Source organism: Haloarcula nitratireducens, from assembly GCF_019599505.1.
Genome location: NZ_RKLT01000001.1, coordinates 733,646 through 758,943 on the forward strand (window position 1 = coordinate 733,646; position 25,298 = coordinate 758,943).

Consider the following 25,298-nt stretch of genomic DNA (forward strand, 5'->3'; position numbering starts at 1 on the left):
CCTATCACCGGCCGCCGGGGAGCATAATATTCAGTAGACATACACGTTCCTCTGACTGACGGTCGTTTTCACTGTTATTTTGCGGGTTCGAAGGGTAGTAATTACGTGACGGCGAAAGATTACCTAGAGGTTATCTACTCACCTCCCGTTTAGCAATAGTGATATGTGGGGAGTCCGACGGAACGAGCGGGAACCATGCACGATCTGACTGGCTTTCAACGCGACTTGCTGTACGTCATCGCGGGGCTCGACGAACCGCACGGACTCGCTATCAAGGACGAACTCGAGGACTACTACGAGAGCGAGGTCAACCACGGGCGACTGTACCCGAACCTCGATACGCTCGTCGAGAAGGGACTCATCGAGAAGGGCGAACTCGACCGGCGGACCAACTTCTATACGCTGACACGCCGGGGCGAGCGCGAACTCGACGCCCGACAGGACTGGGAAGCGCAGTACGTCACGGCCTGAACGACAGCCACCTCGCCGGTACACTCAATTAGGTGGGCCGGACAGGAATCGGTATGCCGGAACTGCTGGAGACGTACCTGGAGAACCGCTGGATGGTCCAGCCGAACCACGCCAACCACCTCGGGACGACCCACGGCGGGAACGTCCTGAAGTGGATGGACGAACTCGGCGGCATGGCCGCGATGCGCTTCGCCGGCGAGAGCTGTGTCACCGCCCGGATGGACCAGGTGAACTTCAAGCGCCCGATCAACGTCGGCGAGACGGCGCTCGTCGAAGCGTACGTCTACGACACCGGGACGACCAGCGTCAAGGTCCGACTGAAGGCCGCCCGCGAGAACCCGCGCACCGGCGAGCGAGAACCGACCACGGAGTCTTACTCCGTCTACGTCGCCGTCGACGAGGACGGCGACCCGCTGGAAGTGCCGGCGCTCACCGTCGACTCCGAGCGGGGCGAGGAGTTGCGGGCGGCGGCCCTCGACGGCGAGCGCTGAGGTTTTTCACGGTCGGCGGCGAAGACGGCCCATGACACTCGACGTGGCGACGCCGGACCGGCCCGAGCTCGAAAGCGCGATGAGCGCCGAGGATTACGAGGACGTGACCGTCGAGGGCGACGAGTACCGCCGCGAGGAACTCGCCGAGGCGCTGGACGACGGCGCGTGGGCCCAGGCCTTCGAGTCGTGGGCGGCCGAGACGAATCTGGACGAGGCGGACTGGGACGTCGTCACCGACCTCGACCTCGTCGAGGAGTTCGATTTCTTCTGGGACTCCTTCGCCGGTCGCGTCGGCTATCACGCGCCGGGCTTACCGGAGAACTGGCGCGAGCGGAACATCCACCCGGACATCGAGTCCTGGGAGACGGTCTCGTCCATCAACGCCTCGCTCACCGAACTCGGCCAGGTCGTCTGTGACGTCCTGGCCGACGACTACCTCGACTGGGAGGCCGACGAGGTGGACGCGGGCGACTTACCGGACTTCTAGAGACTGCCTTCGAGGACGAACGTCTCGCGGCGGTCCTCGGCCCGGTGGACCTCGATGCCGACCGCCTCGCACATTTCGACGGCGTCGGCCGCGGCGTAGCGCTCCTCGACCGGCGGGCCGTCGGTTCCCGCGCCGTTGCGCGTCCAGTCGGCGAAGCCGACTCGGCCGCCCGGTTCGAGAGCGTCGGCGACGGCCGCCATCGCCTCGGACGTGGCGAACTCGTGGAACGTCATCGTCGAGAACACCGCGTCCAGCGGCTCGTCGACGGGCATCGCCTCCACCGTCGCCGTCACCGGCACGACGTTCTCGGGCATCCCCTTCTCGCGGTAGATGTCGTGCATCTCCGACTGGACGTCGAGGGCGTAGACGGTCCCCGCCGCGGCCGCCACGTCGTCGGTGTAGAAACCGGTCCCGCTCCCGAGGTCCGCGACCACGTCGTCGGGACCGGGGTCGAACAGCGCCAGCAACTCGTCGACGGAGACGTACTCGTAGCGACTCGGGTCCTCCAACTGGTCTGCGCGGTCGGGGTCGAACGTGTGGAATCCCATCCCGTCGAAGTAGCGCGCCGACGGACAAAACTCCCCTAGAGACCGGCACGCTGATAACCGTTCACGCGCTTGAGTCAGTCATGGCAAGGATCGTATCGCCCACGGAACGGGAGTGTGAGTGCTGTGGCCGGAAAGACGTGTGGGACGCGACGGAGACGACGTGGCGGATCGCCGTCGAAGACGGGGAGAAACTGGCCGGAAACCCCCACTGTCTCCACGAGTGGGACATCAACGGTGCGTTCAATCCCCTCCCTTAGAGCACCGACCGCGAGCCGCCCGAACGTTCTTCTCGCTTCCGCGTATCGGGTCGGCTATGCCGACTGCCTACATCACCGCGCCGCCGGACGCCGCGGGTGACATCGCACGCACCCTCGTAGACGAGCGCCTCGCGGCCTGCGTCAACCGTTTCGAGTGTGATTCGGTCTACCGCTGGGAGGGCGACGTTCACGAGGAAGCGGAGGTAATTCTGCTGGCGAAGACGACCGACGAGCGCTATCCCGAACTCACCGAGCGAGTCGAATCGCTGCACCCCTACGACGTGCCCTGTATCGAGCGCTTCGAAGAAGCCGATCTCCTCGACCGATTCGGTGACTGGCGAGCGGGCGCGGTCGGATCGGACGAGCCGGTGTGAGGAGATCGAACCCCCGGAAAAATCGAGCCTCGCGTCGGTGACCTGATCGCCGACGAGTTACGCCGTCTCGGTCGCGGCTGGCGTCCCCGCGTCGGTCGCGGGTTCGGCCGTCGCCGTGCCGGTATCGGTCCCGGGTGCGGGCGTCGCGGTTCCGGACTGCTCGCCGCCGGACGTAGTATTCGTCGACCCGTCGGTGCCGTTCGCCGTCTGATTCAGCGAGTCGCCGGCCGTTCCGTTATCCGACGAGTCGTTGCCGACGTTGATGTCGCGGCTCGTCTCCTCCAGTTCGACCGTCACCGGCGACTGGGTCTCGCCGATGACCTGCCCCTCGCTCACGTCGGCCGTGCCCGTCGACCGGGTGATGCTCTCGTTCTGGAAGCTCGCCGGCGTGCTGAACTGGTACGGCCCCTCGGCGCGGACGCTGACGTTCGTGTAGCCGGCTTCGGTGCCCCACTCGTCGTAGCCGGTCGTCGAGTAGGGAAGCGTCATCTCGAAGTTCCCGTTCGCGTCCGTCCGGGCCTGCTGGCGGTAGACGAACGTCTCGTTAGTCTCGTGGTTGCGCATCTGCACCGAGGCCGTGACCGTCGTGTTCGCGGGGCCGGTCCCCTCGACGGTCGCGCCGGGGACGCGCTCGAATATCTTGGTCCACGCAGGGTTGTTCTCGTTCATGGCGTTAGCGATGCCGTCGGCCAGGCAGTACTGCTGCCCGCCGACCGGCATCGACGTCTCGTTTGCGAAACAGCTCTGATTGCCGGCGGGCCGCGGCGCGAATCCGGCGCCCTGCGCCTCGATGAGGGTGGCGTAGTTGAAGCTATCGGACGAGTAGGCGCTGCGCTCGCTCGACCCGACGTAGCGGTAGTGCTCCATCGCCGGGACGCGTTCGCTGGGGAGCCCCCCGAAGCCACCGACCTGTGACGTGGAGTCGTTCTCCACGTACGCCCGCGCCTGTTCCATCGACCGGAAGGTCTTGATGGCTCGGCCGTCGGCTGGCGTCGCCGCGACGCTCCGGCCGTTCTGGGTCGCGATCTCCCAGTCGAGGACGACCGGTTGCGGTTCGACGGCGCTACCGTGGTACCGGTAGAGCCGGACGACGGTGGTGTCGTAGTACGACTGCGTCCGGTAGTTGAACTGCTGTCCGGTATTCCTGCTCGTGATCGATCGGTAGTAGTCGCTCGCGGAGACGTTCGAGACGTCGTAGAAGCGCGGCGGCGCGAAGAACTTCCCGCCGTACTGGCTGTTGACGCTGGCCATCTTCCAGTCGGCCGCGACGTACTGCACCTTCGCGTCGTCCTCGTTGATGTTCTCGAGGACGTCGTTGGCCTGTGACTCGTTGGGCGCGAGCAGGAAGTTCGCCGCGGTGGTCGACCCCTGCTGGAAGGGGTTAGCGTGCGGGATACGTTCGCCCTCAACGGTTATCATGTGCCCGTAGTCCCACCACGACAACACGCCGTACTCGCCGTTCTGATAGTCGAAATCGTCCCGAATCTGGTAGGTGCCGTAGTAGTCGAGCGAGCGCTCGCCGCCGGTGCCGTAGGCCCCCACCTCCGGCGTGTGGTTCGCCATCCAATCGAGGCCGTCGTCCCACCCTTGGGCCTCTAATCCCGGGGCGGCCGACCCGCCGACCGCGGTGGCCGTCGGGGCGACGAACAACAGCGGCCCGACGACGGTGAAGACGAGGACGATGATGGTCAACACCTCGTACACCTCGACGCCGTCGTCGGCCGAGAGGTCGACCCAGCTGACGATGCGGTCGATGGCGAACCCGGTCAGGGCGGCGACGGGGAAGACCAGGTAGACGCCGAAGCGGATCTGCGTGAAGGAGGCCGCGAGGATGAACGCGCCCCAGACGACCACGAGGAACTGCTCTGCGGGAGCGTCGCGGTCGAGGAACTGCTTCGCGGCGATGTAGATCGCCCCGGCGATGGCGACGAACAGCGCGAGGCCGTGGTACTGATAGAGGCGAAGCGGATTCCGAAGCGGCGTCGCCTCGCCGACGGAGGTCACGGTCGCCGACGGGCTCGACGTGAAGCCGACGACGCGGAGGACCTGGTCGACGATGTAGCTCAGGAGGCTCGGCGTCAGCACCGCCATCAGGACCGTGACGACGACGAGGATGCCGCCGACCGTCACCGGGTAGAGGCTGCGGTCGTAGTCTTCCGCCTCCATGTAGCGGGCTAGCCACGCCATGAACACGCAGCCGACGCCGATCGCGACGGCCATCAGCGGCTGCAGCAGCGAGTGGTCCGTCGCGGTGATCGAGAGCGTCTTGATGACGGCCAGTTCGAACACCGTCACCGCCCCCATCATTATCGCGCCGGCGATGGCGACGTGTTCCGGGCTCTTCCCGCGGACGAACTCCATCGTGAGCCACAGGAGGAAGAAGACGCCGAGGATGCCGAGGAGGAGGACGCCCGGGGGCCACGTCCAGAGGTACAGCGTGATACCGAACCCGGCGAGCAGCGAGTAGCCGACGGTGTCTCTGAGAGCGTCGACGTCGCGTTCGAGGAACTGCTCGTAGATGGGTTTCTCGCGTTCTGCGACGCCGAGAGCGACCATCACGCCCAGCACCGCGAGCGTCTGGAGGAACCCCTCTGCGACCTGGTGGTCGTACGTCCCGACGAGGCTCCGCTGGAGGAACACGCCCGCCGAGAGCGCGAGGACGACGACGGCCGTGACGCCGCCGAGACGACCGCCGAGGCGGCGGCCGATGAAGTACACCGGGATGGCCGCGAGCGTGCCGATGACCGCCGGAGTGAGGATGGCGACGATGCCGACCGTCTGCTCGCTCGGCGATCCGAGGCCGACGACGAGCGCGACGGTCGCTACCACCTGGTCAAGCAGCGTCCCGAACTGGCCGGAGCGAGTGCCGTACGGGAAGTAGGTCCACGGGTCGAACGGCATCGTCGCCGGCCAGTTCTCGACGACGAACATCGTCGTCCGATAGTGATACCAGGGGTCCTGTGCGCTGAACAGTACCTCGCCGTCGACGATGAACTGCGAGTAGTTGCGAACCCGATTCCACAGCATGAACCCGATCAGCACCACGAGGGCTGGGATGTGGTACCACTCCTGTACCCAGTCCAGGGCGGACTCGAGCTCGGGGTTCTCGTCGAGATAGCCCCGCGATTGACTCATTGCCGGAAACACTTCCAACGCGCGCATAAGCCTTTTGACCTCAACCGGACGCAGGATGGAAACGCCTAACAGCGGCCGTCGTGCACCTGCGTGCATGCGCGTCTCGGTCGTCCTGTGTACGCATACGATAGAGCGGTACGACGACTGCCGGGCGGCGGCCGAGAGCGTCCTCTCACAGACCCACGAGAACGTCGAACTCGTCCTCGTCTCCGACGGGAGCGAGGCCGTCGCCGACCGTTTCGAAACCGACTTCGGCGACCGAGAGGGCGTCATCGTCCACTGCAACGACGAGAACGTCGGCTTACTGGAGAGCCGAAACAACGGTGCCGAGTTGGCGACGGGGGAGGTGGTGGCCTTTATCGACGACGACGCCGTCGCCGCCGAGGACTGGATCGAGAGACTCGTCGCCGGGTACCAGCGCGACGACGCGGACGAGGACGTGCTGGCCGTCGGCGGGCGGATGGTCCCGGCGTGGGTCGCCGGCAAACCCGCCTTCCTCCCCGACGAGTTCTACTGGCTCGTCGGCGTCACGCACCGCGGGTTCGGTCCGGACGGCGACCCCGAAAAAGCGGGCGAGGTCCGCAACACCTTCGGCTCGAACATCTCCTTTCGGCGCGACGCCTTCCTCGAGCTTGGCGGGTTCGAAGACGACATCGGCGGTCGAACGGGCGAGAAGAACCTGCAGGGCGGCGAGACGGAACTGTGCGCTCGACTCCAGCGCGAGTACGACAGCGGCGTCTACTACGTCCCCGACGCCCTCGTCGCGCACAAGGTGTTCGACTACCGAACCGACCCCGGCTGGCTCGTCGACCGGGCGTTCTGGCAGGGCTACTCCAAGCGCGGAATGGAAGTGTTCGTCCCCGAATCGACCGGTGACGAGTCGGACTTCCTCGGCGACCTGCTGTTCACGTTCGTGCCCGACCGGCTTCGCGGAATCGTTCGTTCACCGTCGGTGAGTGCGGTCTTGCAACTCGTCTTTCTATTCGTGTTGACCGGCGCAGTCGGCGTAGGATACTTATATGGAAGATGTACTTGGGGCTAGTACCCTATGCATCCATGAGCAGTACCAGCATATTTATTTCCGTTTCAATCAGAGAAAAGATCCCGCGCACTTCAGCTAACTAGTCAACATGGAGTTTTTAATCAGACTTCAGAATCGAGATCTGTCTAACTACAGTAGCATATGATCCGCGTTCTCTGGTTGACACCGAAAAAGCCCGCAAATATCAGCGTAGGCCGTCAACGTATCGCTTCGCATCTTGAATCGAATGGATTCGAGATTGAGATGCGGGCAGGCAGGCCAACTGTCCTCTATGAGTCATTATCCTCTCAGAGACATGATATTATAATTGGGACAACACGCGCTGGCGCGATATTTGGTTGCGCACTATCAATCCTCACTGGTAGTCCACTAGTAGTTGACCACGTTGACCCCATCCAACAGCTCGCTGAAACCGATTGGTGGCCAATTGCTAAGGTGGTTGAACGAATGGAAAATTTGGCTTTTCGCCGCTCTGAACATACGTTATACGTTTACTCCGAAGAAAAGGAACGGATTAGCCAACGAGCTCCAGCGTTCAGTCAGACAAATCTTGGCGTCGAATATGAACGCTTTGCTCATCCCGATTCAAGTATCGTTGAAGTCGCTCAGTCACAGTTGGCTGAGAAGCAACTTGAGGAAAACGTCGCTATCTATATCGGTGGACTTGAACCGATCTACCACATAAGGAAACTCGTTGAGAGCGTCAGCTACTTGAATAATTGGTCACTCGTTATCCTCGGTTCTGGGTCATTAGAAGACTTCGTTATCACCGCCGCAGAGAATGAACCGAAAATAGTCTATTTGGGGACTGTTCCCCATGACCACGTTCCGGGATACTTGCAGGTCGCTGATGTTGGGGTCAGCCTTGTTAACGACCCACACACGCTAAAGGTTTTAGAGTACGGGGCTGCGAGATTACCAACCGTCCAGCTATCCGGTCAGGCTCGACAGAAGTTTGAAGGTATGGTTGAGTTCTGTGAAAACGACACTAAGTCTATCGCCCATGCGATTCAACGAGCTGTTGCCTCTGATATAAAAAGAATTGACGAATTTCAAGCCCTTGCTGCTGAGTACAGTTGGGAGCAAATTGCTTCCGACTACGCGAAAGTACTTCGGGAGAGTTTAGCAGAGTAAATCAATTTATCATGACACCAAATACAAATCCTTGGGTCCAGTTCATTGGAAACATAGTTTGGACAACAAATATCTCACAAGATAGATGAGTTCAAATGATATACAAACTGTCTTAGTTGTTTCAAACCGCCGATGCGACGAAAACGCTGGGAGGGCAGAGAAACTCAAAACACGTTCCCGACTCCTTACCGAACAGGGATGGGACATGAAAATCGGATACGTTGAGCCGTCGATGACCGGGCTCCCAATCGGGACCCTCAAATGTATTCAGTTGGCACGTGACGCTGATGTCATTAATTCCATAAGCAACCCGCCACATCTCCAAGTTGCGGGTGCTATCGCTGCGCGGGTCACTAAGACGCCTTGGCTTGCGGAATTCCGGGATCCGTTAGTTGCGAATCCGGATGTTCCGAACGACGGGTTCGCCACCAGACTCCGGCAACTTTTGGAGCGATATATTCTCACGCATGCTGATAGGGTCATTTGGTACGATGGTATTCAGATTCCGGATAACTACTTTGAGAATACTTATCCGGACGTTTCATCAACCATCTGTAGGAAGTTACCTCCGATTGGTTATGAGACGAAGAAATTTGAAGACACGGAACCGACCGCTTGGGAGAATTTTACTATTTCCTATGCTGGTTCATTTTACGAGGGGTGGATAGAACCATACACGTTTATCAAAGGATTAGCCGAGTACTGTAATAGGGAAACGGCTACGTCAGATATTACAGCCCGGTTCTACGGCGACTGGCAGGAAGAATACGCAGCCGCCGCTGAAGAAGCCGAAGTGGCCAAGTACGTATCGCCACAGCCGTTTATTCCTCATGAGGAGGTCATTAGCCATCTAAAAGGATCCGACATACTATTGTACATTGGAGGAGACGACCCACGGAATCGACGGAACCTGCCTTCAAAGATATACGACTACATCGGTGCTGGGCAACCGATTTTAGCTATTGTGGACCCTACATTTCGGATAGCAGAAGTAATCCGCAACCATGGTTTCGGAATTGTCGTCAGACCAGGAGATACCGAGGGAGTTAGTGACGCTATTGACCGTATCCGAACAGGGAACTTCACCTATAGGGCAACAGCAAAACAGCGCCGACAGTTTTCTCGCGCCGAGAGTAATTCGGCTTATGTTAAGGAATTAGAACGTATCGTCTAGACGTTGTCGTCATCCGCGTAACCGAGAGCGCTCAGTTGGGACTTGATTTCGTCCATAGATTCGTCATTGATTTCAGCGGATCGCCCAGCGCCGGCTTTTGCTATTTGCTCTTGTGTTTCAAGTTCCTCTTCAAGTGTTCCTCGTAGTCGTTCAACTATCTCTGGGTGGTCATCAGAAATGTCTTCGGACTCAGTCGGGTCTGTTTCGAGGTCATAGAGCTCAACGCTTCCGTCTCCATTGTACCAGTACTGCTCTTGAAGATACGTGATATCGTTCGGTACGATGAGCTTCCATCTGTCGGTTCTAACCATCTGCATGCGTTGCCCGATGGTTTCGGCGAAAGCGTATTGGCGGGTTGCCGGCAGTATGTTTCCTCGGAGATCATCTGGAACCTCAATATCAGCGAATTCACATATCGTCGGAACAATATCTGCGTGCTGAACGATTCCTTTGATACGCTGATGTTCACGTCGGGGATCATGTACAATCAGCGGTACGTGGATAGACGTGTCGTACAGTCCGCAGTTGTCTGAGAAGATACCATGCTCGCCGAAGTTATGACCGTGGTCCGCTGTGACAACGACCATAGTTTCATCCAGTATCTCCTGTTCGCGAAGGTGAGCGAGCAGCCGACCAAACTGCTCATCGACCCAGGAGATGGCTCCGTCGTAGGCTTCCTTGCTATCAGCGATAGTAGTACGCTCGCCACGTGCATAAGGCTGATACTCAGCTGCCAGCGGGCCTTTAGCGTCACTTCCGAAGTATTTAGATAATGGTTCGTCTTCACCCTCGTAGCTAAACTGTTTGTATTCGTCCGGCGGTAGATATGGCGGGTGGACATCCCAGTAGTGCAGCAACGTGAAAAATGGGTTGTCAGCGTCTTGTATCCGGTCAAGAGCAATATCTGTTAGTTCCTCGCAGTTAACTCTGAAGTCATTATATCCCATCCATCGATAATACTGTTTCATAATCGGAGCGAGTAATGGCTCCGGTAGCTCAATGACGATATCTTTAATCCGGTTAACAACGGCTTCAGGTGCCGACTGTTCATCGTTTCCGTCGTCGTTATCCAAGCCGTATGTGTCGTATCCCCATTCATGCCACCGTCCCATCCAATCAACACCAATTGTTTCGTAGCCGTTCTCTTGAAGGAGTTCCGGCAAAAACGTCGGTGATCGCTCTTCGATACGGCGTAAGTTCGCTTTCGTGTGAGCCGTGCCGTGATGCGTTACTCCGTGTTCGCGAGGCATCTTGCCTGAGAGTATATTAGACATACAGACGTCGGTATAGTTGGACATCGAAAATGCGTGCTCGAAAACGAGCGACTCTTCAGCTAGACGATCGATATTCGGGGTCGTATCGTCTTTTCGTCCGAGACATCCCACGTCAGAGGATCTGAGTGCATCGATAACGACAACGATTACGTTCATACGATTCTCTTTCTCGGCCAAGGATTAGTATCGTTTGGATTCCAGAGTTCAGCACGTTTTATACGCGATTCCCTCTTAATGTTACGTATAATGTTCGGGACCGCTGATAGATATCCTGAGTCTCGACCGAGACCCTGGCGAGCACTCGCAAGATTAGACTGGATTACTGGGTTCGCCGCATTTGACCATGGTCGAGACGCTGTCCTGCTCTACCACTCTGTGGGTGGCCTCCCTGGGATTGACTACAAATGGGATCTTTCTGCTGAGGATTTCCGAGCGCAGATTCAAGAACTAGACAAGCGGTTTGAACTCGTCGATCTTGCGACACTTGTCGACGAACCGGTTGCAGATACTAAGCGAATCGCTGTCACGTTTGATGATGGCTTCCAGAATGTGTATTCAACTGCAGTCCCCATCCTTCGAGAGTTTGACGTCCCTGCGACGCTGTTCGTCTCACCAGCGTTTCTTGACGGCAAGAATCTGGCCATTTTTAACGAACGTCACAATATACCTACAAATAGTCGCGATACTATGCTGACTACAGGGCAGCTCCGTCAATTGAGTGAGGATGACCTATTTACGATTGGAAATCACACGTACAGCCATCCTGACCTACAAAATCTAAGTGATCAACAGTCGATAGCCGAGGAAATACACAGAGGGAAACGAGAGCTAGAACAAATACTCGGTACGTCAATACAACAGTTCAGTTATCCATACGGTAGTATGGACGACCGTGCGCAGGAAATTGTTACTGAAACTCACGAGTTAGCAGTAACATCCGTGCCGGAGTTACTCAAGACGAACCAAGAACGATATCAAATACCTCGAATTGATACATGTTTATCACCACCTACTGTTAGCTTTGAGGTGACTGATATCTCCGCTCGGCTTAGACAACTCGCGAGACGAGTGAACTCATCATAAAGTAGTTGAGAGCAGCCAGTTCCGATGTGCTTATACCGGTGGGGTCAGCCGATGCAACTGTGCGAATCGGCCAGACATCAGTGGTACATTTCGGCTCGCAACTTATTGCGTCGGTTGCTGGATTTGTCGCCACGGTCTACATTGCGCAGGAATTAGGAGGGGCGGTACTGGGTTCTTATGCGTTATTTGCGGCAGTCCTTATTTGGTTGAAGACTGGCGTTGGTGCTGGGACTCAGCAGACGATTGCGAAACGTTTGAGCGAGATCGGGGAAAGCGGACCGGTGCTCAGCGCTGCACTTCTAGTTCAACTGTTCATTTTCATTTTCGTTTCGATGCTTGTTTTGTTGTTTCATAATTGGGTCGATAGCTACCTAGGGTTTCAAGGTACGGGACTGCTCATCATTGGACTTCTGGCGCTTTTGTTGTTTTCGACCGTCAAAGCGATTTTACGGGGAGAGCAGAAAGTCCACCTTGCGGCCGTTCTATCTCCGCTTGACCGTGTAATCCGAAGTGGTGTCCAGCTAGCGGTTGTGTTTGTTGGACTACTCGGAGGGGGAATAGCCGGACTCGTTTGGGGTTACATCGCCGGTGGTGCCGTCGCTTCTCTGGCGGGACTCGCGATGATTTCTAGTCGGTTACGACGTCCGACCCGAGAAGATTTTCGGAACGTTACCTCGTTCTCTCGTTATGCTTGGCTCTCGGGTATTGAGGAACGTGCCTTTTCAGCGCTCGATACAGTAGTCCTTGGCCTCTTCGTTGGCGCTAACCTCATCGGCTATTACGAAGTGGCCTGGAATTTGGCTTCACTATTGGCTATATTTGGCGACTCGGTAACAAAGTCACTATTTCCAGCAATTAGTGAGCTAGGTAGTAGAGAAAACCGGCTAGAAGCAGGTAACCTCATAACTGACGGTATGACGTATGTTGGGCTGTTTTTAATCCCAGGGTTGGTTGGCGTCATATTTATCGGCGAGCATGTTCTGGCGATCTATGGATCTGAGTTTACTAGCGCGACTACTGTATTGCCGCTGCTGGTCTTAGCTCGGTTGATATATGCTTACGAGGCACAACTCGTAACCTCAATAAATGCGCTCGATTTTCCAAATATCGCTTTCCGCGTCAATCTCGTATTCGTGGGATGCAATATTGCACTAAACGTTGTCCTCGTGTGGTTATATGGATGGATAGGAGCCGCCATCGCGACCACCGTCGCTGCGGCCGTCGGACTCGTCGCCGCTTATATCGCATTACAGCGGCTGGTTTCGTTCGAAATACCGCTAAGCGAGTATCTCCGGCAGTGGGGGGCCGCTGGCACGATGGGTGGGGTCGTCTTTTTTATTGAATCGACTGTCGTCGCGATCGTCCCATTGGTAATACTACAGGCTCTCACGCTGGTAATCATCGGGGCAGCCGTATACTTCCTATCGCTAATAGGGTTATCTGGTCAATTTCGCGAGACAATACGGGACAATGCACCGGTATAAACAGCGAGTTAATAGGCCGGAGGATTACTCTCGTACTCCCACACTAAATCGAAGTACCGCTGCATCCCCGCGACGAACGACCCGTTATCGGTCAGCGCGGCCTGTCGCATGTGGTTCGGCACGTCGGGTTCCTCAACGAGCAGTATCGCCTCGCCGCTGTCGTAGTCCATGCTCGGGTCCACCAGGGTCCCGCGCCAGGGGAGTTTCTCGGTGCTGAAGCGGACCGCTACCTCAGGGAACTCGTCGGTCAGTCGCGCCACCACCTCTGCTTGCACCGCGGCCTTCTCCGGGGGTAGCTTCTCCGGGTCGAGAAAGAGGACAGCGACGTCGACATCGCGTTCCACCGCATCGGCGAGCGCCCGGTCGACGCTGTCGAGGTAGGCGAAACTGTTGGTGATGACTCGCAGCGTCTCGCCGGCGCGGTCGTAGAGGCGGCGCGTCTCCCGCTCGCTCGGGTCGCCGACGTCGACGACGTGAAACAGTTCGGCCGTCGGCGAGATGTCCTCGCTCGCCCGCTCGTAACGGGGGCGGTACTCCGAGAGGAAGGCCTCCCGGTACTCTTCGACGTCGCTGGCGAAGCCCTCGAAGGACTGCCGCCTGTTCTCGACGGCACGGTCGAGGATCTCGGCCGGCGATTTGGGTTGGTACTCCTTGGGTCGGCCCGGAATCACCTTGATGAACCCGCGGTCGGCGAGCGAATCGAGGACGCCGTAGACGCGGGCCTTCGGGATGCCGCTGGCCTCCGCGAGGTTCGGCGCGGTCGTCCGGCCCAGCGAGAGGAGTTCCTCCAACGCCGTCGTCTCGTACTCGGTTAGCCCAACGCGGTCGAACACGTCGGACGCATCGGCCATACGGAGTGGTTCACCTCCCGGTACGTAAAACGCGTGGGGACCGCCGGAACCGCATCGAAAAATGGTTCCAGACTGTGAGCATGCGCATCGACCGCTTTCACTCCTGCTGGAGGGGCAGTTAATCCAGCGTGAGATAGTAGTTACGACGCTTCAAACACCACTTCAACCACGAACAACCTACTCAAGTGCTCGACGGACGCCAGCTGAGGTGGTCCAGACTATATAGTGCCACCGAGAGTCACTCTAACTGTAGGTTACTTCATCTCCAGAAGTAGCCAAGTGAGAGATGAATCAGAAATTACCGTTTCTACACGGAGTACGGTTTCTCCATCTGGGTCTCGTTGTTCTAGCGGATACATAGTTAGTTAGGCACCGAATGAGAGCGCTCGTATCTGGGGTGGGCACTCAATGAGATCGCCGTCACAGCTAAGAGAAGGCAGATGTTTTCGCGGAGTACGACTCTGTAAGTTTTTGAGACATCTACACGAATCCGTATTCACCCAACCTTGGAGATCCTCCCGCTATTACCGAGAGAGAAGGGGCAAAACAGAGTTCAGAACGAGTTGATTCTGGAGCAGACGTTGAGCTAAAGACCAGATTCGAGACCGCTCAATCCCGGTATATAGGCGCTTGAGACGCGCTCTCTCATAGATACGGAAACACATAAACAGACTCACAGCGAGAAAATAATAACAGATTTAGTAGATTTCGGCTAGAGATACCGTCCAAGTCTGTCGCAGTATATCGATTACCCTAACCTTGGAAGCTGAATTCAATCTGTCAAATGCGTCCGAGAGTTGACAAACACGCAATGATCGCCTCCTATCACCCTGTTTTCCGATTCGATTCGAGCTTAGCCGACACTCGTAGAGGGATATCTTCCTAGGGGAAATCGATTCAGGTATCGACGCCACTAGCGGGGTGTCTAACCAAGGTTGGAGTTAGCCTCCTGTCTTCTATCAAGGACCGTTGCCCTCGCCTCGCATCGCGTTCTTCGTCCCGCCGCAAACCTATGTGGCCGTGTAGTTCTGGCTGTGGTAGTCGGAGTCGTCAACCTGTTTGGCCCCGTCGCCGGAACGTATTTATCATTTGACGTGGATAGTTACTCGCAGAGTGAGTAACCAACGACAGTCCGCACGGGGACAGCGGGACGACGACATCGACGACGCTGCCGACGACCCCGAAGGTCACCTCGACGGCGTCGAAGACGGCTGTGGCTGTACGGAGATCTGGGAGCACCTGAGCGAACAGCGAGAGAACAACGCGGACTGAGGGTTCGGTCTCTCGTAGTCGACGGAACGTCCGACACGGGCGGGAATGAAAGGAGTCGGTCGCTCGATTAGCCCGGGCGAAATAAGGACCGAAGCTACCGGTGAGGACCACAGCGAGCCCGGGAAATCGAGCGGCCGGAGCTTTCTGGCTGTCTGTACTGTCATCGTTCTCTATTCCAGCCGAACCGAACACGGCCAGGCGCGGACCCGCATTTATTTGGGTGCGCGTGGCCGACGTTGGGTCAATGGCCGACCGCGACGACGTCTGCGTCCTCCTGCCCGCCTACAACGAATCGGAGACCATCGAAGCCGTCGTCTCCGGGTTCCGCGAGGCGGGGTTCGAGAACGTCCTCGTCATCGACGGCGGGTCGAGCGACGACACGCGCGACCTCGCGGCGGCGGCGGGCGCTCGCGTCGTCGAACAGACCGTCGGCGGCGAGGGCTCGGGGAAGGGACAGGCCGTCCGCGAGGCCGTCGAGCGGCACATCGACGCCCCGTACGTGTTGCTCGCCGACGCCGACATGACCTACCGGCCCGAGGACGCCGACCGGATGCTGGAACCGCTCTTCGAGGGGCAGGCCGAGCACGTCATCGGTAACCGCTTCGCGGACATGCGGTCCGGCGCGATGACCCGCCTCAACCAGACGGGCAACACCGTCATCAACTGGGCCTTCTCGGTCATCCACGGTCGCTACCTCTCGGACATTCTCTCGGGGTACCGAGCGTTCACCGCCGAGTCGTTCCGACGGCTCACGCTCAACTCGGAGGGCTTCGGCATCGAGACGGAGATGGCCGTCGAGTGCGTGAAACACGGCGTCCCGACGGCGGTGGTCCCCATCACCTACCGGCCGCGGCCCGACGAGTCCGAGACGAACCTCCGGCCGTTCCGCGACGGTGCGACGATCATCGTCACGCTCTACCGGATGGCCAAGACCAACAACCCCCTGTTTTACTTCGGCAGCGTCGGGTTCGGCTCCATCGGTCTCGGCGTCCTGCTGGGGATGTTCGTCGTCTACGACTACGTCGTCAACAGCATCTCACACGAGGTCATCGCGATGGTCGGCGGCGTCGCGATCATCCTGGGGCTCCAGTTGCTGATGTTCGGCGTCCTCTCGGATATGATCGTGACCGTCAACAGAGAGCAGACCCGGCGGCTCGAGGACATCGCGAACCGCGTCGGCACGGAACGTCAGTCCGGGCCGCCGGCGGAGACGGTAGGGAGCGCCGATGCGGACGCTACTGCCGACCCGGCGGACGCAGAGGGAGGCGGGGAAGCCGAACGTACCGAGACGGGGACCGCCGTGACGACGAACGACCGGCAGAACTAGAACGGCACCAGCGAGCGCAGCTGCGAGAGGATGCTGTTGCCGGTCGCTTCGCGCTTGCGCTCGAACACGGGGTGGAGCGCGTTCAACAGCGCCTGTTCGTTCTCGAATCGCCCGAGGTCGATCTCGTCGAGAGCCTCGCCGACGGTCGTCGTGTGTCCGGCGGCGTCGTACGGCACCTCGACGTGCCCGACCCGCTCGCGCACCTCGCGTTCGTCAGCGGGGTACTCGATATCGGCGTCCGATAGGGTCGCGTCTAGCGCCGCGATACCGAACTCGATGACGTCCGGGTCGTCGTTGTCGTCTGCGGGTGGCCGTACTCCCATCAGTACCTCTATCGACCTACCGGGTGGAAAAGGCTGTGTTCTCGGTCGCTCGGACGGTTACGCTCGTTCGTCACTCGTCGCACGCCGCCAGCCACTCGCCGGCCCAGCACTCGATCTCGTCGAAGACGGGACAGAGCGACTCGCCCTTCGGCGTCAGCTTGTAGTAGGTGGCGACCGGGGCGTCTTCCTCCAGTCGCCGCTCGACGAACTCCATCTCCTGTAAGTCGTCGAGGACGCGCGAGAGCGTCCGCGAGCTCGCGTCCGTCGCGCGCTTGAGTTCGTTGAACCGGCGCTCGCCGCCCTGGAGTTCGTGGAGGACGACCAGTCGCCACTTCGAGCCGATCTGTTCGAGCGATTCGACCAGCGCGCAGGGGCCGTCCTCGGCGTCGGCCGCGTCCTCGGAGAAGATTTCAGATGACATCGACGTTACCTGGTATCGACTATGTCCGCGAATCGATATATAGGTTCGCATCCGAACCAAGTAACGTGATGAAACCACAACTCGCTGCGCGGTCGAACCGAGCCGAAACTGCCACTGTCGCCCTCGAGGTGCCGCGCTGATGGCGTTCGAGACTGCGGGGTCGGCTGAACTGTTCCTGCTCGGTCGGCTCCTCTTCGGTGGCGTCCTCGCGTTCACCGGGCTGAATCACTTCCTGAACGCCGGCGGGATGATCCCCTACGCCGAGGCGAAGGGGCTGCCGGCGCCCGCGGCGGCGGTGTACGGGAGCGGGGGGTTACTGGTGTTCAGCGGCCTGCTCGTCATCTTGGGGGCGTACCCCGTCGTCGCGGCGGGCGCGCTCGCCGTTTTCCTCGTCGCCTCGGCGGTGGCGATGCACGACTTCTGGGCCGTCCCGGAAGACCAGCAACAGGACGAGATGACGCAGTTCCTGAAGAACGTCGCACTCGCGGGCGGCGCGCTCGTCGTCCTGACGCTCGCGGGCACGTCGTGGCCCTACAGCGTCGGCGTGGGCCTGTTCTAACCGGGTCGACATCGGCGCCTCAAACGCGTTCCCGCCGCCGATATCGTCGCCACATCTAAGCCGTCGCCGTCCCGAGAGTGGATGAATGATGCAGTCGTCGCTGTGGGGGTGGGCGGCCGCGGTGCCGTTCCGACCGCTGGCCGTCGTGGTCGCCGTCGCCGTCGCGCTGGTCGCGCTGCGTCGCCTCGCCGGCGGGCGACTGCTGGATCCGCTCCGCCGTCGCCTCCTGTTCGGGATACCGTGGGGAACGCTGCTGACGATGGCGGGCGTCCTCGCTATCTACTGGTTCGTACAGGGAGCCTGGTGGCACGCGCGGCCGCTGGTGACGCCGTTCCGGACGTGGTCGTACTTCTACCCGCTCGGTATGTTGACCGGCCCCTTCACCCACGCCGGGGAGGGTCACGTCACGGGGAACCTCATGGCGACGCTCGTCTACGGCACCGTCGTCGAGTACGTGTGGGGCCACTATCCGCGAGAGCGCGGCACGCAGACGTTCTCCTCGCTCGCGACGAACCCGTTCGCGCGGATCCTCGCGGTTCCGGCGGCGATGGCCGTCGTCGGCGTATTCACCGGCGTCTTCGCCATCGGTCCCGTCGTCGGCTTCTCCGGCGTGGTGTTCGCGCTCGCCGGGTTCGCCCTCGTCACGCGCCCGTTCCTCTTTCTCGGAGCCTTTCTCGCCAACCGCATCGTCGACCTCGTCTACACGGCGCTTCGCTACCCCGAACCGACCGTCGGCGGCGCGACCCGCTACATCACGCCGTGGTGGGCCGACATCGCCATCCAGGGCCACGCCATCGGACTGCTAGGGGGCGTCGTGGTCGCCGGGATGCTCCTCCGGGCCCGCGAGGAGCGACCGCGGCCGACGGGCGTGTTCTTCGCCACGCTCGTCTTCGCCATCTCGAACGGTCTCTGGGCGGTGTACCTCCCTGTCGGCGGCGGCCGGTTCACGCTGTACCGGTGGCTCGGCACGGGACTCGTCTTCCTCCTCGCGCTCCTGCTCGCGGCCGGGACGAGGCCGCTCGACGGCCGCTTCCCTCGCTTCGAGTGGCACGGCCCCTCGATTGCGACTCTCGTCATAGTGATCGCGCTCGGCGCGCTCTGTCTGGCGTCGGTACCGACGAACCTCGTCCAGATCGGTCCCGACGAGGTGCCCGAAGACGGAGTCGAAGTCAGGGACTACGTCGTCACCTACGACGAGAACGTCCGGGACGCCTACGTCGGCGGTATCCCGACCCCGTTCGGCATCGGCGAGGCCCAGACCAACGTCTCCCAGAGCGGCGTCGTCGTCGCCAACGCCGACCGGGAGGTGTGGATCGCGGCGGTGCCGAAGGGCCGGCTCTCCCTGAACGAGCGCGTTCCCGTGATCGTCGGCGGCGTGGGCTGGCGCGAGACGGTGTACGCCAACCGCACGGGCTGGTCGGTGCTGGGCAACGACACCGTCTACCGGGTCCAACTCCGCCGCGAGGGCGGCGAGCGTCGGACGGCGTTCACGTCGCCGCCGTCGACGGCCGACGCCACGATCGCCGAGAGGAACGTCACGGTTCGCCCGAGCGACGCGGGATTCCAGATAGCGGTCAGCCGCGGGAATCAGACCATCGGTCGGGGGCCTATTCCAGCGAATATGACGGCCAGCACCATCGGCGGCCTCACGTTCGACCGCAACCGGACGCGGCTGTACGCGGGCGAGAACGGGACGCGCGTGATCGTCGCGGAGAAGCGGAAACCGCGGAACTGACGAGGGGCGGCGATGATGCCCCGCTAGTCCCAGACGATGCGGTACACTTCCGCGGTGATGACCTGCGACTCCTGGTCGTGGAAGTCGAACTGGCGGGGGAGGTCGAACTCGGCTTCGAAGGCGTGGGTCACCTCGCCGCCGTTGTCCGCGGCGAAGGACTCGACGAACTCGCGGCTTCCCTCGTTGTGGACGGAGTAGGAGACTTCCGACACCTCGGCGGCCGTTTCGAGGAAGCCGCGGTCGGCGTGTTCGTTGCCCGACTGCGCGCCGAAGGGCGGGTTCATGACGACGGTGGTCTCCTCCGGCGGGCAGAGCGGGGCCCGCGTCGCGTCGGCGCGCACCCACGAGACGGAGGTGGTCGAGCCGACCTTGCGCTCGTTCTTCCGGGCCGTCGAGAGCGGTGCGGGGTCGATATCGAGGCCGACGACGGTGTCCGGTCCCCTGAGCGCCGCACCGAGCGCCAGCATGCCGGTCCCGCATCCGAGATCGACGACAGTGCGGTCCTGAACGTCGCCTTGGAGGTCCGCCGTGTGGACGAGATGTGCCGCCAGTTCCGGAGGCGTCCGGTACTGTTCGAGGTCTGCCCGTGGGTCGTCGAACCCGGCGACGACGGCGAGTTGCTGGGCGAGGGCGCTCTTTGTCGGCATCAGCGGGGATACGCCAGATTCATGCAAAAACCTTTGGGAATGCCTGGGAGTTATTCGTACTTCATCCTCACCACGTCCCGTGGAAGGTGTCGAACTCCAGCGAGTCGAGCGGCTTCTCGCCGATGGCGATCTCGTACTCGCCGGGGGTGAGCATCGGCTTCTTGAACTGCGGGCCGTCGTCGGTGGTGATGCGCGGACAGCCGGTGTTGACGTAGGCGTCCATCCCGAAGTTGGTCAGGCGGTCTGGCGTCACCTCGTCCATCGTGATGAGGTAGGCGTCGTCGTTGTTCTCGACGATCTCCTGGGCCTTCTCCCAGCGGCCCTGCCCGATTTTCGTACAGAAGATGACGCCCCACTGTTCGGCGTCCATCGCCTTGTGGACCGACGCGTAGCGCTGTTTCATGAACTGCTCCGTGTCGGCGATGGTCAGGGCGTTGTTGACCGGGTCGGCGATGACGACCTTCTTCTCGGGGTGTTCCATCGCCAGGCCGAGCGGGTGGAACTTGCCGCCGCCGACGTAGAGGATCTGATCGGCGTCGACGTCGGCGCTGGCGTAGTTACAGCCGAGCACCTGCCCCTCGTGGGTCAGGCGGTCGTCGCCCTTGCGGACGTGGACCTCGTAGCCCCGCTCCTCGAGCCACGAGCGCATCTCGTCGAACTTGTTCATGTGCTGGGCGGTCGTCACGAGGCCCACGTCGGGGTCCTCGTCCGGACTCGCCAGCTTCTCCTCCGTGGCCCGCTCCATCATCGGGAAGACGTCGACGTTCGAGAACAGCGGGACGTAGATGATCTTGTCAGACTCCTTCATCGGGGAGTGGCCGAAGTGGACGAACACGTCGGTTCGGCGCATCATGTAGGTGTCGAGGTCGCAGGCCCCGTAACAGGGCTGGCCCGACATCATTACCTGCACGTCGTCCGGGAGCGTCTCCCGCAGGTCGTCGGTGACGGCGGGGCCGCGCCGCTTGAGTCCCTCGGGGAACTGCAACCCGACCGTCTCGGCGTCGCGCTCCTCGACCGCCTCGACGATGCGGTCGATCTCGTAGTCCCACTCCCGGTCGTGCTTCAGCGAGAGGCCCGTGTTTCGGAGGTCGCCCTCGGTACGCTCTTGGCTCATTGAGACGGCTTACTGCCTCGCGGTGTAAAACCTCCGCGCTTCCGGGTGGGGTTCCGGCAGGTCTATACATCGCCAGTCCTAATCCCGCGACGTGAGCATCGAGAGCGACACCGCCGCCGACCCGACCGACGACAGCGTCGAGGAACTCGCCGCGGAGTTCGGCGAGGCCATCACCGAACTGCCGGTGTACCAGCGCTACCTCGAAGCCAAGGAGGCCGTCGAGAACCACGAGGAGGCCCAGAAGGCCATCCAGGAGTTCGAGCAACTCCGCGAGGAGTTCCAGCTCGCCCGCCAGACCGGCCGCGCCTCCCAGGAGGACCTCCGGAAACTACAGGACGCCCAAGAAGAGCTTCACGACATCCCCGTGATGAGCGAGTACCTCCAGGTCCAGAACGACCTCGAACTCCGCCTGCAGGAACTCAACGAACTCGTCTCCGAGCAGCTGACCGTCGACTTCGGGCAGAAGGCCGGCGGCTGCTGCGAGGACTGACGCGGAGCGTCTCCTTTTGGGAAGTCGGTCCCTCGACCGCCGGTCCGAGGTGAGTTCGCCTCGCTCAGAACTGCGAGGAACCACCACAACACATATTTAAATCGTCGTGCGAGAGACGCATCGTGCGCGAACTGCTCTCCAATCGAACCTTCCTCCGCCTGCTCGTCGGCCGGCTGGTGACCAACGCCGGCGACAGCATCTACTACGTCGCGGCGCTGTGGCTGGTCCACGACCTCACCCAGTCGACGTTCTACACCGGCGTCGCCTCCTTCCTGGTGATGGTCCCCGGCCTGCTCTCCTTCGCGGTCGGGCCGCTGGTCGACGACGTGGAAGTGCGGTGGGCGCTCGTCGTGACGCAGGCCGTGCAGGGCCTGCTCGTGTTGACGATCCCGGCCGCGGCGTGGTTCGACGCGCTGACGGTCGAACTCGTCCTCGTCGTCATCCCGCTGGCGTCGCTCGTGAACCTCATGACCTACCCGGCGCAGTCCGCCGCGCTCCCCCGCGCCGTCGGCCGGGAGAACCTCTCGTCGGCCAACGCGGTGTTCAACACCGCCCACGAGGGCGTCAACATGGCGTTCAACGCGGTGGGCGGCGTCCTCGTCGGGCTGGCCGCGATCGGTGCCGTCGGCGCGTTCCTCGTCGACGCGGCGACGTTCGGCGTCGCGATCCTGCTGTTCGCCGGTCTCGCCCTGCCCGAGCGCAGGGGCGACCCCGACGGGGACGGCGCTGACGCCGACGACGCGAACCCCGGCGGCGAAGTGACGGCCGCTCCCGACGGCGGAGACACCGAGCGAGCGGGTGCCGATTCGGAGTCGCTCCGCGAGCGGACGCGGCGGTACGTCGGCGACTTCCGCGACGGCGTCGACTACCTCCGCGGGACGGCGTTCGTTCCGGTTTTGCTCCCACAGATCTTCATCAGCTTCGCCACGGGGATGATGCTCGCTATCCTCCCCGCCTTCGCCGAACTCCGCGGGAGCGCCGGCCTGTACGGCGTCTTGCTCTCGGCACTGGCCGCGGGCGCGCTCGTCGGGTCGGTGCTCTCGGCGCGGCTCGACCGCGTGCCCTACGGCTACTTCATGCTCGGCGGGACGGCGCTGACCGGTCTCGCGTGGATCGGCGCGGGCCTCGCGACGTGGACGCCGGTCATCGTCGCGTTCTTCGCGCTCGCGATCGTCTACTCGGGCGGCAACAGCGTCCTCTTCGATACGCTCGTCCAGACGGTCGTTCCGGAGCAAAAGTTGGGACGGGTGACGAGTGCGATGTCGACGCTCGGGCAGGTCGCGACGCCGTTCGGGTCGCTCCTCGGCGGGGCGGCGGCGGCCGTCGTCGGCCCGGTCCCCATCGTCCTGTTCGTCGGCGGCGCGAACTTCGTCGGGACGCTGTACTTCCTCATCTCGGGGTCGCTTCGCTCGCTGCCGTCGGTCGCGAACGTGGAGTACGGCGACGAGCGAATCGAGGAGTTCCGGAGTCCGTAACGACTTAGCCCGCCCCCGTCGCAGGCAGGAACATGACGGTTGATTCCGACTGGGACGACTGGCTCTTGCGCGCCGTCGAAGACGCCGACCCCGACGGGCTGGCGATCTGGTATCTCGGGTGTAACGGCTTCATCCTCAAGTCCAGCGGGGACACGACGGTGTTCATCGACCCGTACCTCGGCATCGGCGACCCGCCGCGCACCGTTCGCATGGTGCCGGTGCCGTTCGACCCGACGGAGGTCCAGGAGGCCGACGCGGTACTCGGTACCCACGAGCACACCGACCACGTCCACGGTCCCTCGCAGGCCCCGATCCTCGCGGGCACGAACGCGGACTACTACACGACCGACAGCGGCCACGACGTCGTCCGCGAAGAGGCGTGGATGGACGACTGGTCCGTGACCGACGACCAGCTCCACGAGGTCGAGGAGGGCGACACGCTCGAGATTGGCGACCTGACGGTACACGTCGAACCGGCCAACGATCCCGACGCCGAACACCCCGTCTCCTACGTCTTCGAACACGAGTCGGGCACGTTCTTCCACGGCGGCGACGCCCGCCCTGGCGACTTCGAGCCGGTCGGCGAGGAGTACGACATCGACCTCGGCGTCCTCGCGTTCGGGACCATCGGTATGATCGACGACAGCGACACCGGCGAGCCGACGCGCACACAGTGGTACAACGACGAGAACATGATCGTCGAAGCGGCGAACGACCTCCGACTCGACCGGCTCCTGCCGAGTCACTGGGACATGTGGAAGGGGATGACGACCGAGCCGACGGTCCTGCACAACCACGCCAACAGCTTCGAATATCCCCAGTCGCTGGAAATCGCGAAGATCGGGGACCGCGTGGACCTCTGACCGCAGCGGTCGAAATCAGTAACTGCGGGAGGCGAAGTAGCTTTAATACTGCGGGGTATGGACTAACAAACATGAGTGATTCGCAAACATATGAAGAGGTTACCGTCGCCTCGGATGGGGTCGCCGTCACCAAGCGGTTCGAGGCCGACGAGTTCCCCGTGCCCGCGATCGCGTTCAACGTACAGTCCCGTCGAACGGAACCGGTGACGCTCCGCCTCGTCGACGAAGTGCCGGAGGACGTGGCCGTCGAGGACCTCGGCTTCCACCCGGAGTACGGCTCCGAGTACTGGGACATCAACGAGGACCGCATCGCTTTCGAGAAGGAGGTCGAAGCCGACGCGGACTACACGACGGTCTACGGCATCCGCGCGACCGGCACCGAAGACGTCGAGAAGTTCCTCACGGAACCGGAGATCGCGTCCGTCGACCCGCCGATGGACGAGGACGACGCCGACCTGGTGGGAAGCGGCGACGACGCGGTCAGGGACGTCATCGCGGGCGACGCCGACAGCGTCCCCGGACTGGAAGACGAAGACGACGAGGACATCGAGACGCTCGACCTGAAGGACCCGAACGGCCCCGGCGGCAGCGACGAAGCGGCGAACGGGGACGAGGCAACGGCACCCGACGTGGAAGACGGCGTCGTCGCGGCGATGGCCGACGAGATCAGACGACAGAACGTCTCGCCCGAGGACGTTAAGCTCCTCCAGCGAGCGCTCGACGCCGTCTCTGAGGACGACGAGTCGGCGGACGGCGTCAACGAGGCGCGGATAGAGAGGATTCAGGGGGATATCTCCGACCTTCGCGCGTATACTGACGCGCTCGAAGAGTTCCTTTCGGAAAACGGGACCGGAGACCAGATGATCTCGGACTTTAGTGATCGACTGGAGCAATTCGAGTCCGAACTCGCGAGCTTCGAGTCCGAGATTCAGAGCGCGAAGTCGACCGCGCAGTCGGCGAGCGAGGACGTCGACCGACTCGACGACGACGTCGAGACCATCGAGTCCGACGTAGACGACGTGGAGGGGACCGTAGCGGAGTTGGACGGCCAGCTCGACGACCTCGAATCGGAGCTCGACTCGCTTCGCGAGGAGATCGGCGACGGCGAAGTGGACGAACGTCTCACGACCCTCGAAGACGAGATCGAGGACCTCAAAGCGTGGCGCGAACAGCTCTCGTCGGTCATCGGCGGCGGCGGCAACTGACCGAGCCGCGGTTCTCGTCTGAATCGAACTGGTTTTACCGCTCGCACCTGTGGATTCCCGTA

At 61.4% G+C, this 25,298-nt stretch carries 26 protein-coding genes and 1 pseudogene; 19 read left to right on the forward strand and 8 right to left on the reverse strand.

Annotated elements, in window-relative coordinates:
* Positions 1-195: 195 nt before the first annotated feature.
* The 3 genes from EGH23_RS03805 to EGH23_RS03815 are packed head-to-tail and all read left to right on the forward strand — an operon-like array spanning position 196 to position 1,449.
* Positions 196-471, forward strand: a complete 276-nt coding sequence (locus EGH23_RS03805; protein WP_220578686.1) for a PadR family transcriptional regulator — start codon at positions 196-198, stop codon at positions 469-471.
* 53 nt (positions 472-524) lie between these two features.
* Complete coding sequence (locus EGH23_RS03810; RefSeq protein ID WP_220578687.1) at positions 525-962, forward strand: acyl-CoA thioesterase; 438 nt, start codon at positions 525-527, stop codon at positions 960-962.
* 31 nt (positions 963-993) lie between these two features.
* A complete protein-coding gene (locus EGH23_RS03815) occupies positions 994-1,449 on the forward strand; it encodes a DUF7992 family protein (RefSeq protein ID WP_220578688.1) in 456 nt (151 codons plus the stop codon).
* Here EGH23_RS03815 and EGH23_RS03820 read toward each other — a convergent pair.
* Positions 1,446-1,997, reverse strand: a complete 552-nt coding sequence (locus tag EGH23_RS03820; protein ID WP_220578689.1) for a class I SAM-dependent methyltransferase — start codon at positions 1,995-1,997, stop codon at positions 1,446-1,448. The genes EGH23_RS03815 and EGH23_RS03820 overlap by 4 nt on opposite strands.
* Positions 1,998-2,077: 80 nt before the next feature.
* Between EGH23_RS03820 and EGH23_RS03825 the strand changes: the two genes are divergently transcribed.
* Both EGH23_RS03825 and cutA read left to right on the forward strand, forming a co-directional pair.
* Complete coding sequence (locus EGH23_RS03825) at positions 2,078-2,254, forward strand: HEWD family protein (protein ID WP_220578690.1); 177 nt, start codon at positions 2,078-2,080, stop codon at positions 2,252-2,254.
* 56 nt (positions 2,255-2,310) lie between these two features.
* Positions 2,311-2,628, forward strand: a complete 318-nt coding sequence (gene cutA / locus EGH23_RS03830) for a divalent-cation tolerance protein CutA (RefSeq protein ID WP_220578691.1) — start codon at positions 2,311-2,313, stop codon at positions 2,626-2,628.
* Between the two features lie 57 nt (positions 2,629-2,685).
* Here cutA and EGH23_RS03835 read toward each other — a convergent pair whose 3' ends face one another.
* Positions 2,686-5,763 carry an oligosaccharyl transferase, archaeosortase A system-associated gene (locus tag EGH23_RS03835; RefSeq protein WP_220578692.1) on the reverse strand — a complete coding sequence of 1,026 codons (3,078 nt, stop codon included), beginning with the start codon at positions 5,761-5,763 and terminating at the stop codon, positions 2,686-2,688.
* Between the two features lie 94 nt (positions 5,764-5,857).
* On the opposite strand from EGH23_RS03835, the gene aglG reads away from it, so the two are divergent.
* The 3 genes from aglG to EGH23_RS03850 all read left to right on the forward strand — a co-directional run bounded on the left by aglG (position 5,858) and on the right by EGH23_RS03850 (position 9,113).
* Positions 5,858-6,805, forward strand: a complete 948-nt coding sequence (gene aglG, locus EGH23_RS03840; protein ID WP_220578693.1) for a glucosyl-dolichyl phosphate glucuronosyltransferase — start codon at positions 5,858-5,860, stop codon at positions 6,803-6,805.
* A gap of 141 nt (positions 6,806-6,946) precedes the next feature.
* Complete coding sequence (locus tag EGH23_RS03845) at positions 6,947-7,939, forward strand: glycosyltransferase (RefSeq protein WP_220578694.1); 993 nt, start codon at positions 6,947-6,949, stop codon at positions 7,937-7,939.
* 85 nt (positions 7,940-8,024) lie between these two features.
* Positions 8,025-9,113 carry a glycosyltransferase family protein gene (locus tag EGH23_RS03850; RefSeq protein ID WP_220578695.1) on the forward strand — a complete coding sequence of 363 codons (1,089 nt, stop codon included), beginning with the start codon at positions 8,025-8,027 and terminating at the stop codon, positions 9,111-9,113.
* Here the strand turns inward: EGH23_RS03850 and EGH23_RS03855 are convergent.
* Positions 9,110-10,543, reverse strand: coding sequence for a sulfatase family protein (locus tag EGH23_RS03855; RefSeq protein WP_220578696.1), 1,434 nt, complete (start codon positions 10,541-10,543; stop codon positions 9,110-9,112). The genes EGH23_RS03850 and EGH23_RS03855 overlap by 4 nt on opposite strands.
* Before the next feature lie 219 nt (positions 10,544-10,762).
* Between EGH23_RS03855 and EGH23_RS03860 the strand changes: the two genes are divergently transcribed.
* Positions 10,763-11,470: a polysaccharide deacetylase family protein gene (locus EGH23_RS03860; RefSeq protein WP_220578697.1), complete on the forward strand. Its 708-nt coding sequence runs from the start codon at positions 10,763-10,765 to the stop codon at positions 11,468-11,470.
* A 59-nt stretch (positions 11,471-11,529) separates the two neighbouring features.
* Positions 11,530-12,954: an oligosaccharide flippase family protein gene (locus EGH23_RS03865; protein WP_220578698.1), complete on the forward strand. Its 1,425-nt coding sequence runs from the start codon at positions 11,530-11,532 to the stop codon at positions 12,952-12,954.
* An 8-nt stretch (positions 12,955-12,962) separates the two neighbouring features.
* Here the strand turns inward: EGH23_RS03865 and EGH23_RS03870 are convergent, their stop codons facing one another.
* Positions 12,963-13,805 (reverse strand): TrmB family transcriptional regulator, encoded by an 843-nt coding sequence (locus tag EGH23_RS03870; RefSeq protein WP_220578699.1) that lies wholly within the window; start codon positions 13,803-13,805, stop codon positions 12,963-12,965.
* Between the two features lie 44 nt (positions 13,806-13,849).
* Here EGH23_RS03870 and EGH23_RS03875 point away from each other — a divergent pair.
* The 3 genes and pseudogenes from EGH23_RS03875 to aglJ all read left to right on the forward strand — a co-directional run.
* Positions 13,850-14,080, forward strand: a pseudogene (locus EGH23_RS03875) (hypothetical protein); the annotation flags it as partial.
* Positions 14,081-14,918: 838 nt separating this feature from the next.
* Positions 14,919-15,077 carry a hypothetical protein gene (locus EGH23_RS03880; RefSeq protein ID WP_220579237.1) on the forward strand — a complete coding sequence of 53 codons (159 nt, stop codon included), beginning with the start codon at positions 14,919-14,921 and terminating at the stop codon, positions 15,075-15,077.
* Between the two features lie 244 nt (positions 15,078-15,321).
* Positions 15,322-16,404: an S-layer glycoprotein N-glycosyltransferase AglJ gene (gene aglJ, locus EGH23_RS03885; protein WP_220578700.1), complete on the forward strand. Its 1,083-nt coding sequence runs from the start codon at positions 15,322-15,324 to the stop codon at positions 16,402-16,404.
* On the opposite strand, the gene EGH23_RS03890 is transcribed toward aglJ, so the two are convergent.
* On the reverse strand, positions 16,401-16,727 hold the full coding sequence (locus EGH23_RS03890) for a DUF5789 family protein (RefSeq protein ID WP_220578701.1): 327 nt from the start codon (positions 16,725-16,727) through the stop codon (positions 16,401-16,403). The two genes, aglJ and EGH23_RS03890, sit on opposite strands and share 4 nt — an antisense overlap.
* 70 nt (positions 16,728-16,797) lie before the next feature.
* On the reverse strand, positions 16,798-17,148 hold the full coding sequence (locus EGH23_RS03895) for a winged helix-turn-helix transcriptional regulator (RefSeq protein ID WP_220578702.1): 351 nt from the start codon (positions 17,146-17,148) through the stop codon (positions 16,798-16,800).
* A gap of 139 nt (positions 17,149-17,287) precedes the next feature.
* On the opposite strand from EGH23_RS03895, the gene EGH23_RS03900 reads away from it, so the two are divergent.
* Together EGH23_RS03900 and EGH23_RS03905 are read left to right on the forward strand one after the other, a co-directional pair.
* On the forward strand, positions 17,288-17,707 hold the full coding sequence (locus EGH23_RS03900; RefSeq protein ID WP_220578703.1) for a DoxX family protein: 420 nt from the start codon (positions 17,288-17,290) through the stop codon (positions 17,705-17,707).
* 85 nt (positions 17,708-17,792) lie between these two features.
* Complete coding sequence (locus tag EGH23_RS03905) at positions 17,793-19,442, forward strand: rhomboid family intramembrane serine protease (protein ID WP_220578704.1); 1,650 nt, start codon at positions 17,793-17,795, stop codon at positions 19,440-19,442.
* Between the two features lie 23 nt (positions 19,443-19,465).
* Here the strand turns inward: EGH23_RS03905 and EGH23_RS03910 are convergent, their stop codons facing one another.
* A complete protein-coding gene (locus tag EGH23_RS03910) occupies positions 19,466-20,089 on the reverse strand; it encodes an METTL5 family protein (protein WP_220578705.1) in 624 nt (207 codons plus the stop codon).
* A 67-nt stretch (positions 20,090-20,156) separates the two neighbouring features.
* Positions 20,157-21,203 (reverse strand): diphthamide biosynthesis enzyme Dph2, encoded by a 1,047-nt coding sequence (dph2, locus tag EGH23_RS03915; RefSeq protein WP_220578706.1) that lies wholly within the window; start codon positions 21,201-21,203, stop codon positions 20,157-20,159.
* 91 nt (positions 21,204-21,294) lie between these two features.
* On the opposite strand from dph2, the gene EGH23_RS03920 reads away from it, so the two are divergent.
* The 4 genes from EGH23_RS03920 to EGH23_RS03935 all read left to right on the forward strand — a co-directional run bounded on the left by EGH23_RS03920 (position 21,295) and on the right by EGH23_RS03935 (position 25,236).
* Positions 21,295-21,693 (forward strand): YlbF/YmcA family competence regulator, encoded by a 399-nt coding sequence (locus EGH23_RS03920; RefSeq protein WP_220578707.1) that lies wholly within the window; start codon positions 21,295-21,297, stop codon positions 21,691-21,693.
* 122 nt (positions 21,694-21,815) lie between these two features.
* On the forward strand, positions 21,816-23,168 hold the full coding sequence (locus tag EGH23_RS03925) for an MFS transporter (RefSeq protein WP_220578708.1): 1,353 nt from the start codon (positions 21,816-21,818) through the stop codon (positions 23,166-23,168).
* Positions 23,169-23,200: 32 nt separating this feature from the next.
* Positions 23,201-24,031 carry an MBL fold metallo-hydrolase gene (locus EGH23_RS03930; RefSeq protein ID WP_220578709.1) on the forward strand — a complete coding sequence of 277 codons (831 nt, stop codon included), beginning with the start codon at positions 23,201-23,203 and terminating at the stop codon, positions 24,029-24,031.
* Positions 24,032-24,102: 71 nt separating this feature from the next.
* On the forward strand, positions 24,103-25,236 hold the full coding sequence (locus EGH23_RS03935) for a hypothetical protein (RefSeq protein WP_220578710.1): 1,134 nt from the start codon (positions 24,103-24,105) through the stop codon (positions 25,234-25,236).
* Positions 25,237-25,298 lie beyond the last annotated feature (62 nt).

Coding starts and splice junctions, on each gene's coding strand:
- EGH23_RS03805 (WP_220578686.1), top strand. CDS start 196: ATGCACGATCTGACTGGCTTTCAACGCGACTTGCTGTACGTCATCGCG.
- EGH23_RS03810 (WP_220578687.1), top strand. CDS start 525: ATGCCGGAACTGCTGGAGACGTACCTGGAGAACCGCTGGATGGTCCAG.
- EGH23_RS03815 (WP_220578688.1), top strand. CDS start 994: ATGACACTCGACGTGGCGACGCCGGACCGGCCCGAGCTCGAAAGCGCG.
- EGH23_RS03820 (WP_220578689.1), bottom strand. CDS start 1,997: ATGGGATTCCACACGTTCGACCCCGACCGCGCAGACCAGTTGGAGGAC.
- EGH23_RS03825 (WP_220578690.1), top strand. CDS start 2,078: ATGGCAAGGATCGTATCGCCCACGGAACGGGAGTGTGAGTGCTGTGGC.
- cutA (WP_220578691.1), top strand. CDS start 2,311: ATGCCGACTGCCTACATCACCGCGCCGCCGGACGCCGCGGGTGACATC.
- EGH23_RS03835 (WP_220578692.1), bottom strand. CDS start 5,763: ATGAGTCAATCGCGGGGCTATCTCGACGAGAACCCCGAGCTCGAGTCC.
- aglG (WP_220578693.1), top strand. CDS start 5,858: ATGCGCGTCTCGGTCGTCCTGTGTACGCATACGATAGAGCGGTACGAC.
- EGH23_RS03845 (WP_220578694.1), top strand. CDS start 6,947: ATGATCCGCGTTCTCTGGTTGACACCGAAAAAGCCCGCAAATATCAGC.
- EGH23_RS03850 (WP_220578695.1), top strand. CDS start 8,025: ATGAGTTCAAATGATATACAAACTGTCTTAGTTGTTTCAAACCGCCGA.
- EGH23_RS03855 (WP_220578696.1), bottom strand. CDS start 10,543: ATGAACGTAATCGTTGTCGTTATCGATGCACTCAGATCCTCTGACGTG.
- EGH23_RS03870 (WP_220578699.1), bottom strand. CDS start 13,805: ATGGCCGATGCGTCCGACGTGTTCGACCGCGTTGGGCTAACCGAGTAC.
- aglJ (WP_220578700.1), top strand. CDS start 15,322: ATGGCCGACCGCGACGACGTCTGCGTCCTCCTGCCCGCCTACAACGAA.
- EGH23_RS03890 (WP_220578701.1), bottom strand. CDS start 16,727: ATGGGAGTACGGCCACCCGCAGACGACAACGACGACCCGGACGTCATC.
- EGH23_RS03895 (WP_220578702.1), bottom strand. CDS start 17,148: ATGTCATCTGAAATCTTCTCCGAGGACGCGGCCGACGCCGAGGACGGC.
- EGH23_RS03900 (WP_220578703.1), top strand. CDS start 17,288: ATGGCGTTCGAGACTGCGGGGTCGGCTGAACTGTTCCTGCTCGGTCGG.
- EGH23_RS03905 (WP_220578704.1), top strand. CDS start 17,793: ATGATGCAGTCGTCGCTGTGGGGGTGGGCGGCCGCGGTGCCGTTCCGA.
- EGH23_RS03910 (WP_220578705.1), bottom strand. CDS start 20,089: ATGCCGACAAAGAGCGCCCTCGCCCAGCAACTCGCCGTCGTCGCCGGG.
- dph2 (WP_220578706.1), bottom strand. CDS start 21,203: ATGAGCCAAGAGCGTACCGAGGGCGACCTCCGAAACACGGGCCTCTCG.
- EGH23_RS03930 (WP_220578709.1), top strand. CDS start 23,201: ATGACGGTTGATTCCGACTGGGACGACTGGCTCTTGCGCGCCGTCGAA.
- EGH23_RS03935 (WP_220578710.1), top strand. CDS start 24,103: ATGAGTGATTCGCAAACATATGAAGAGGTTACCGTCGCCTCGGATGGG.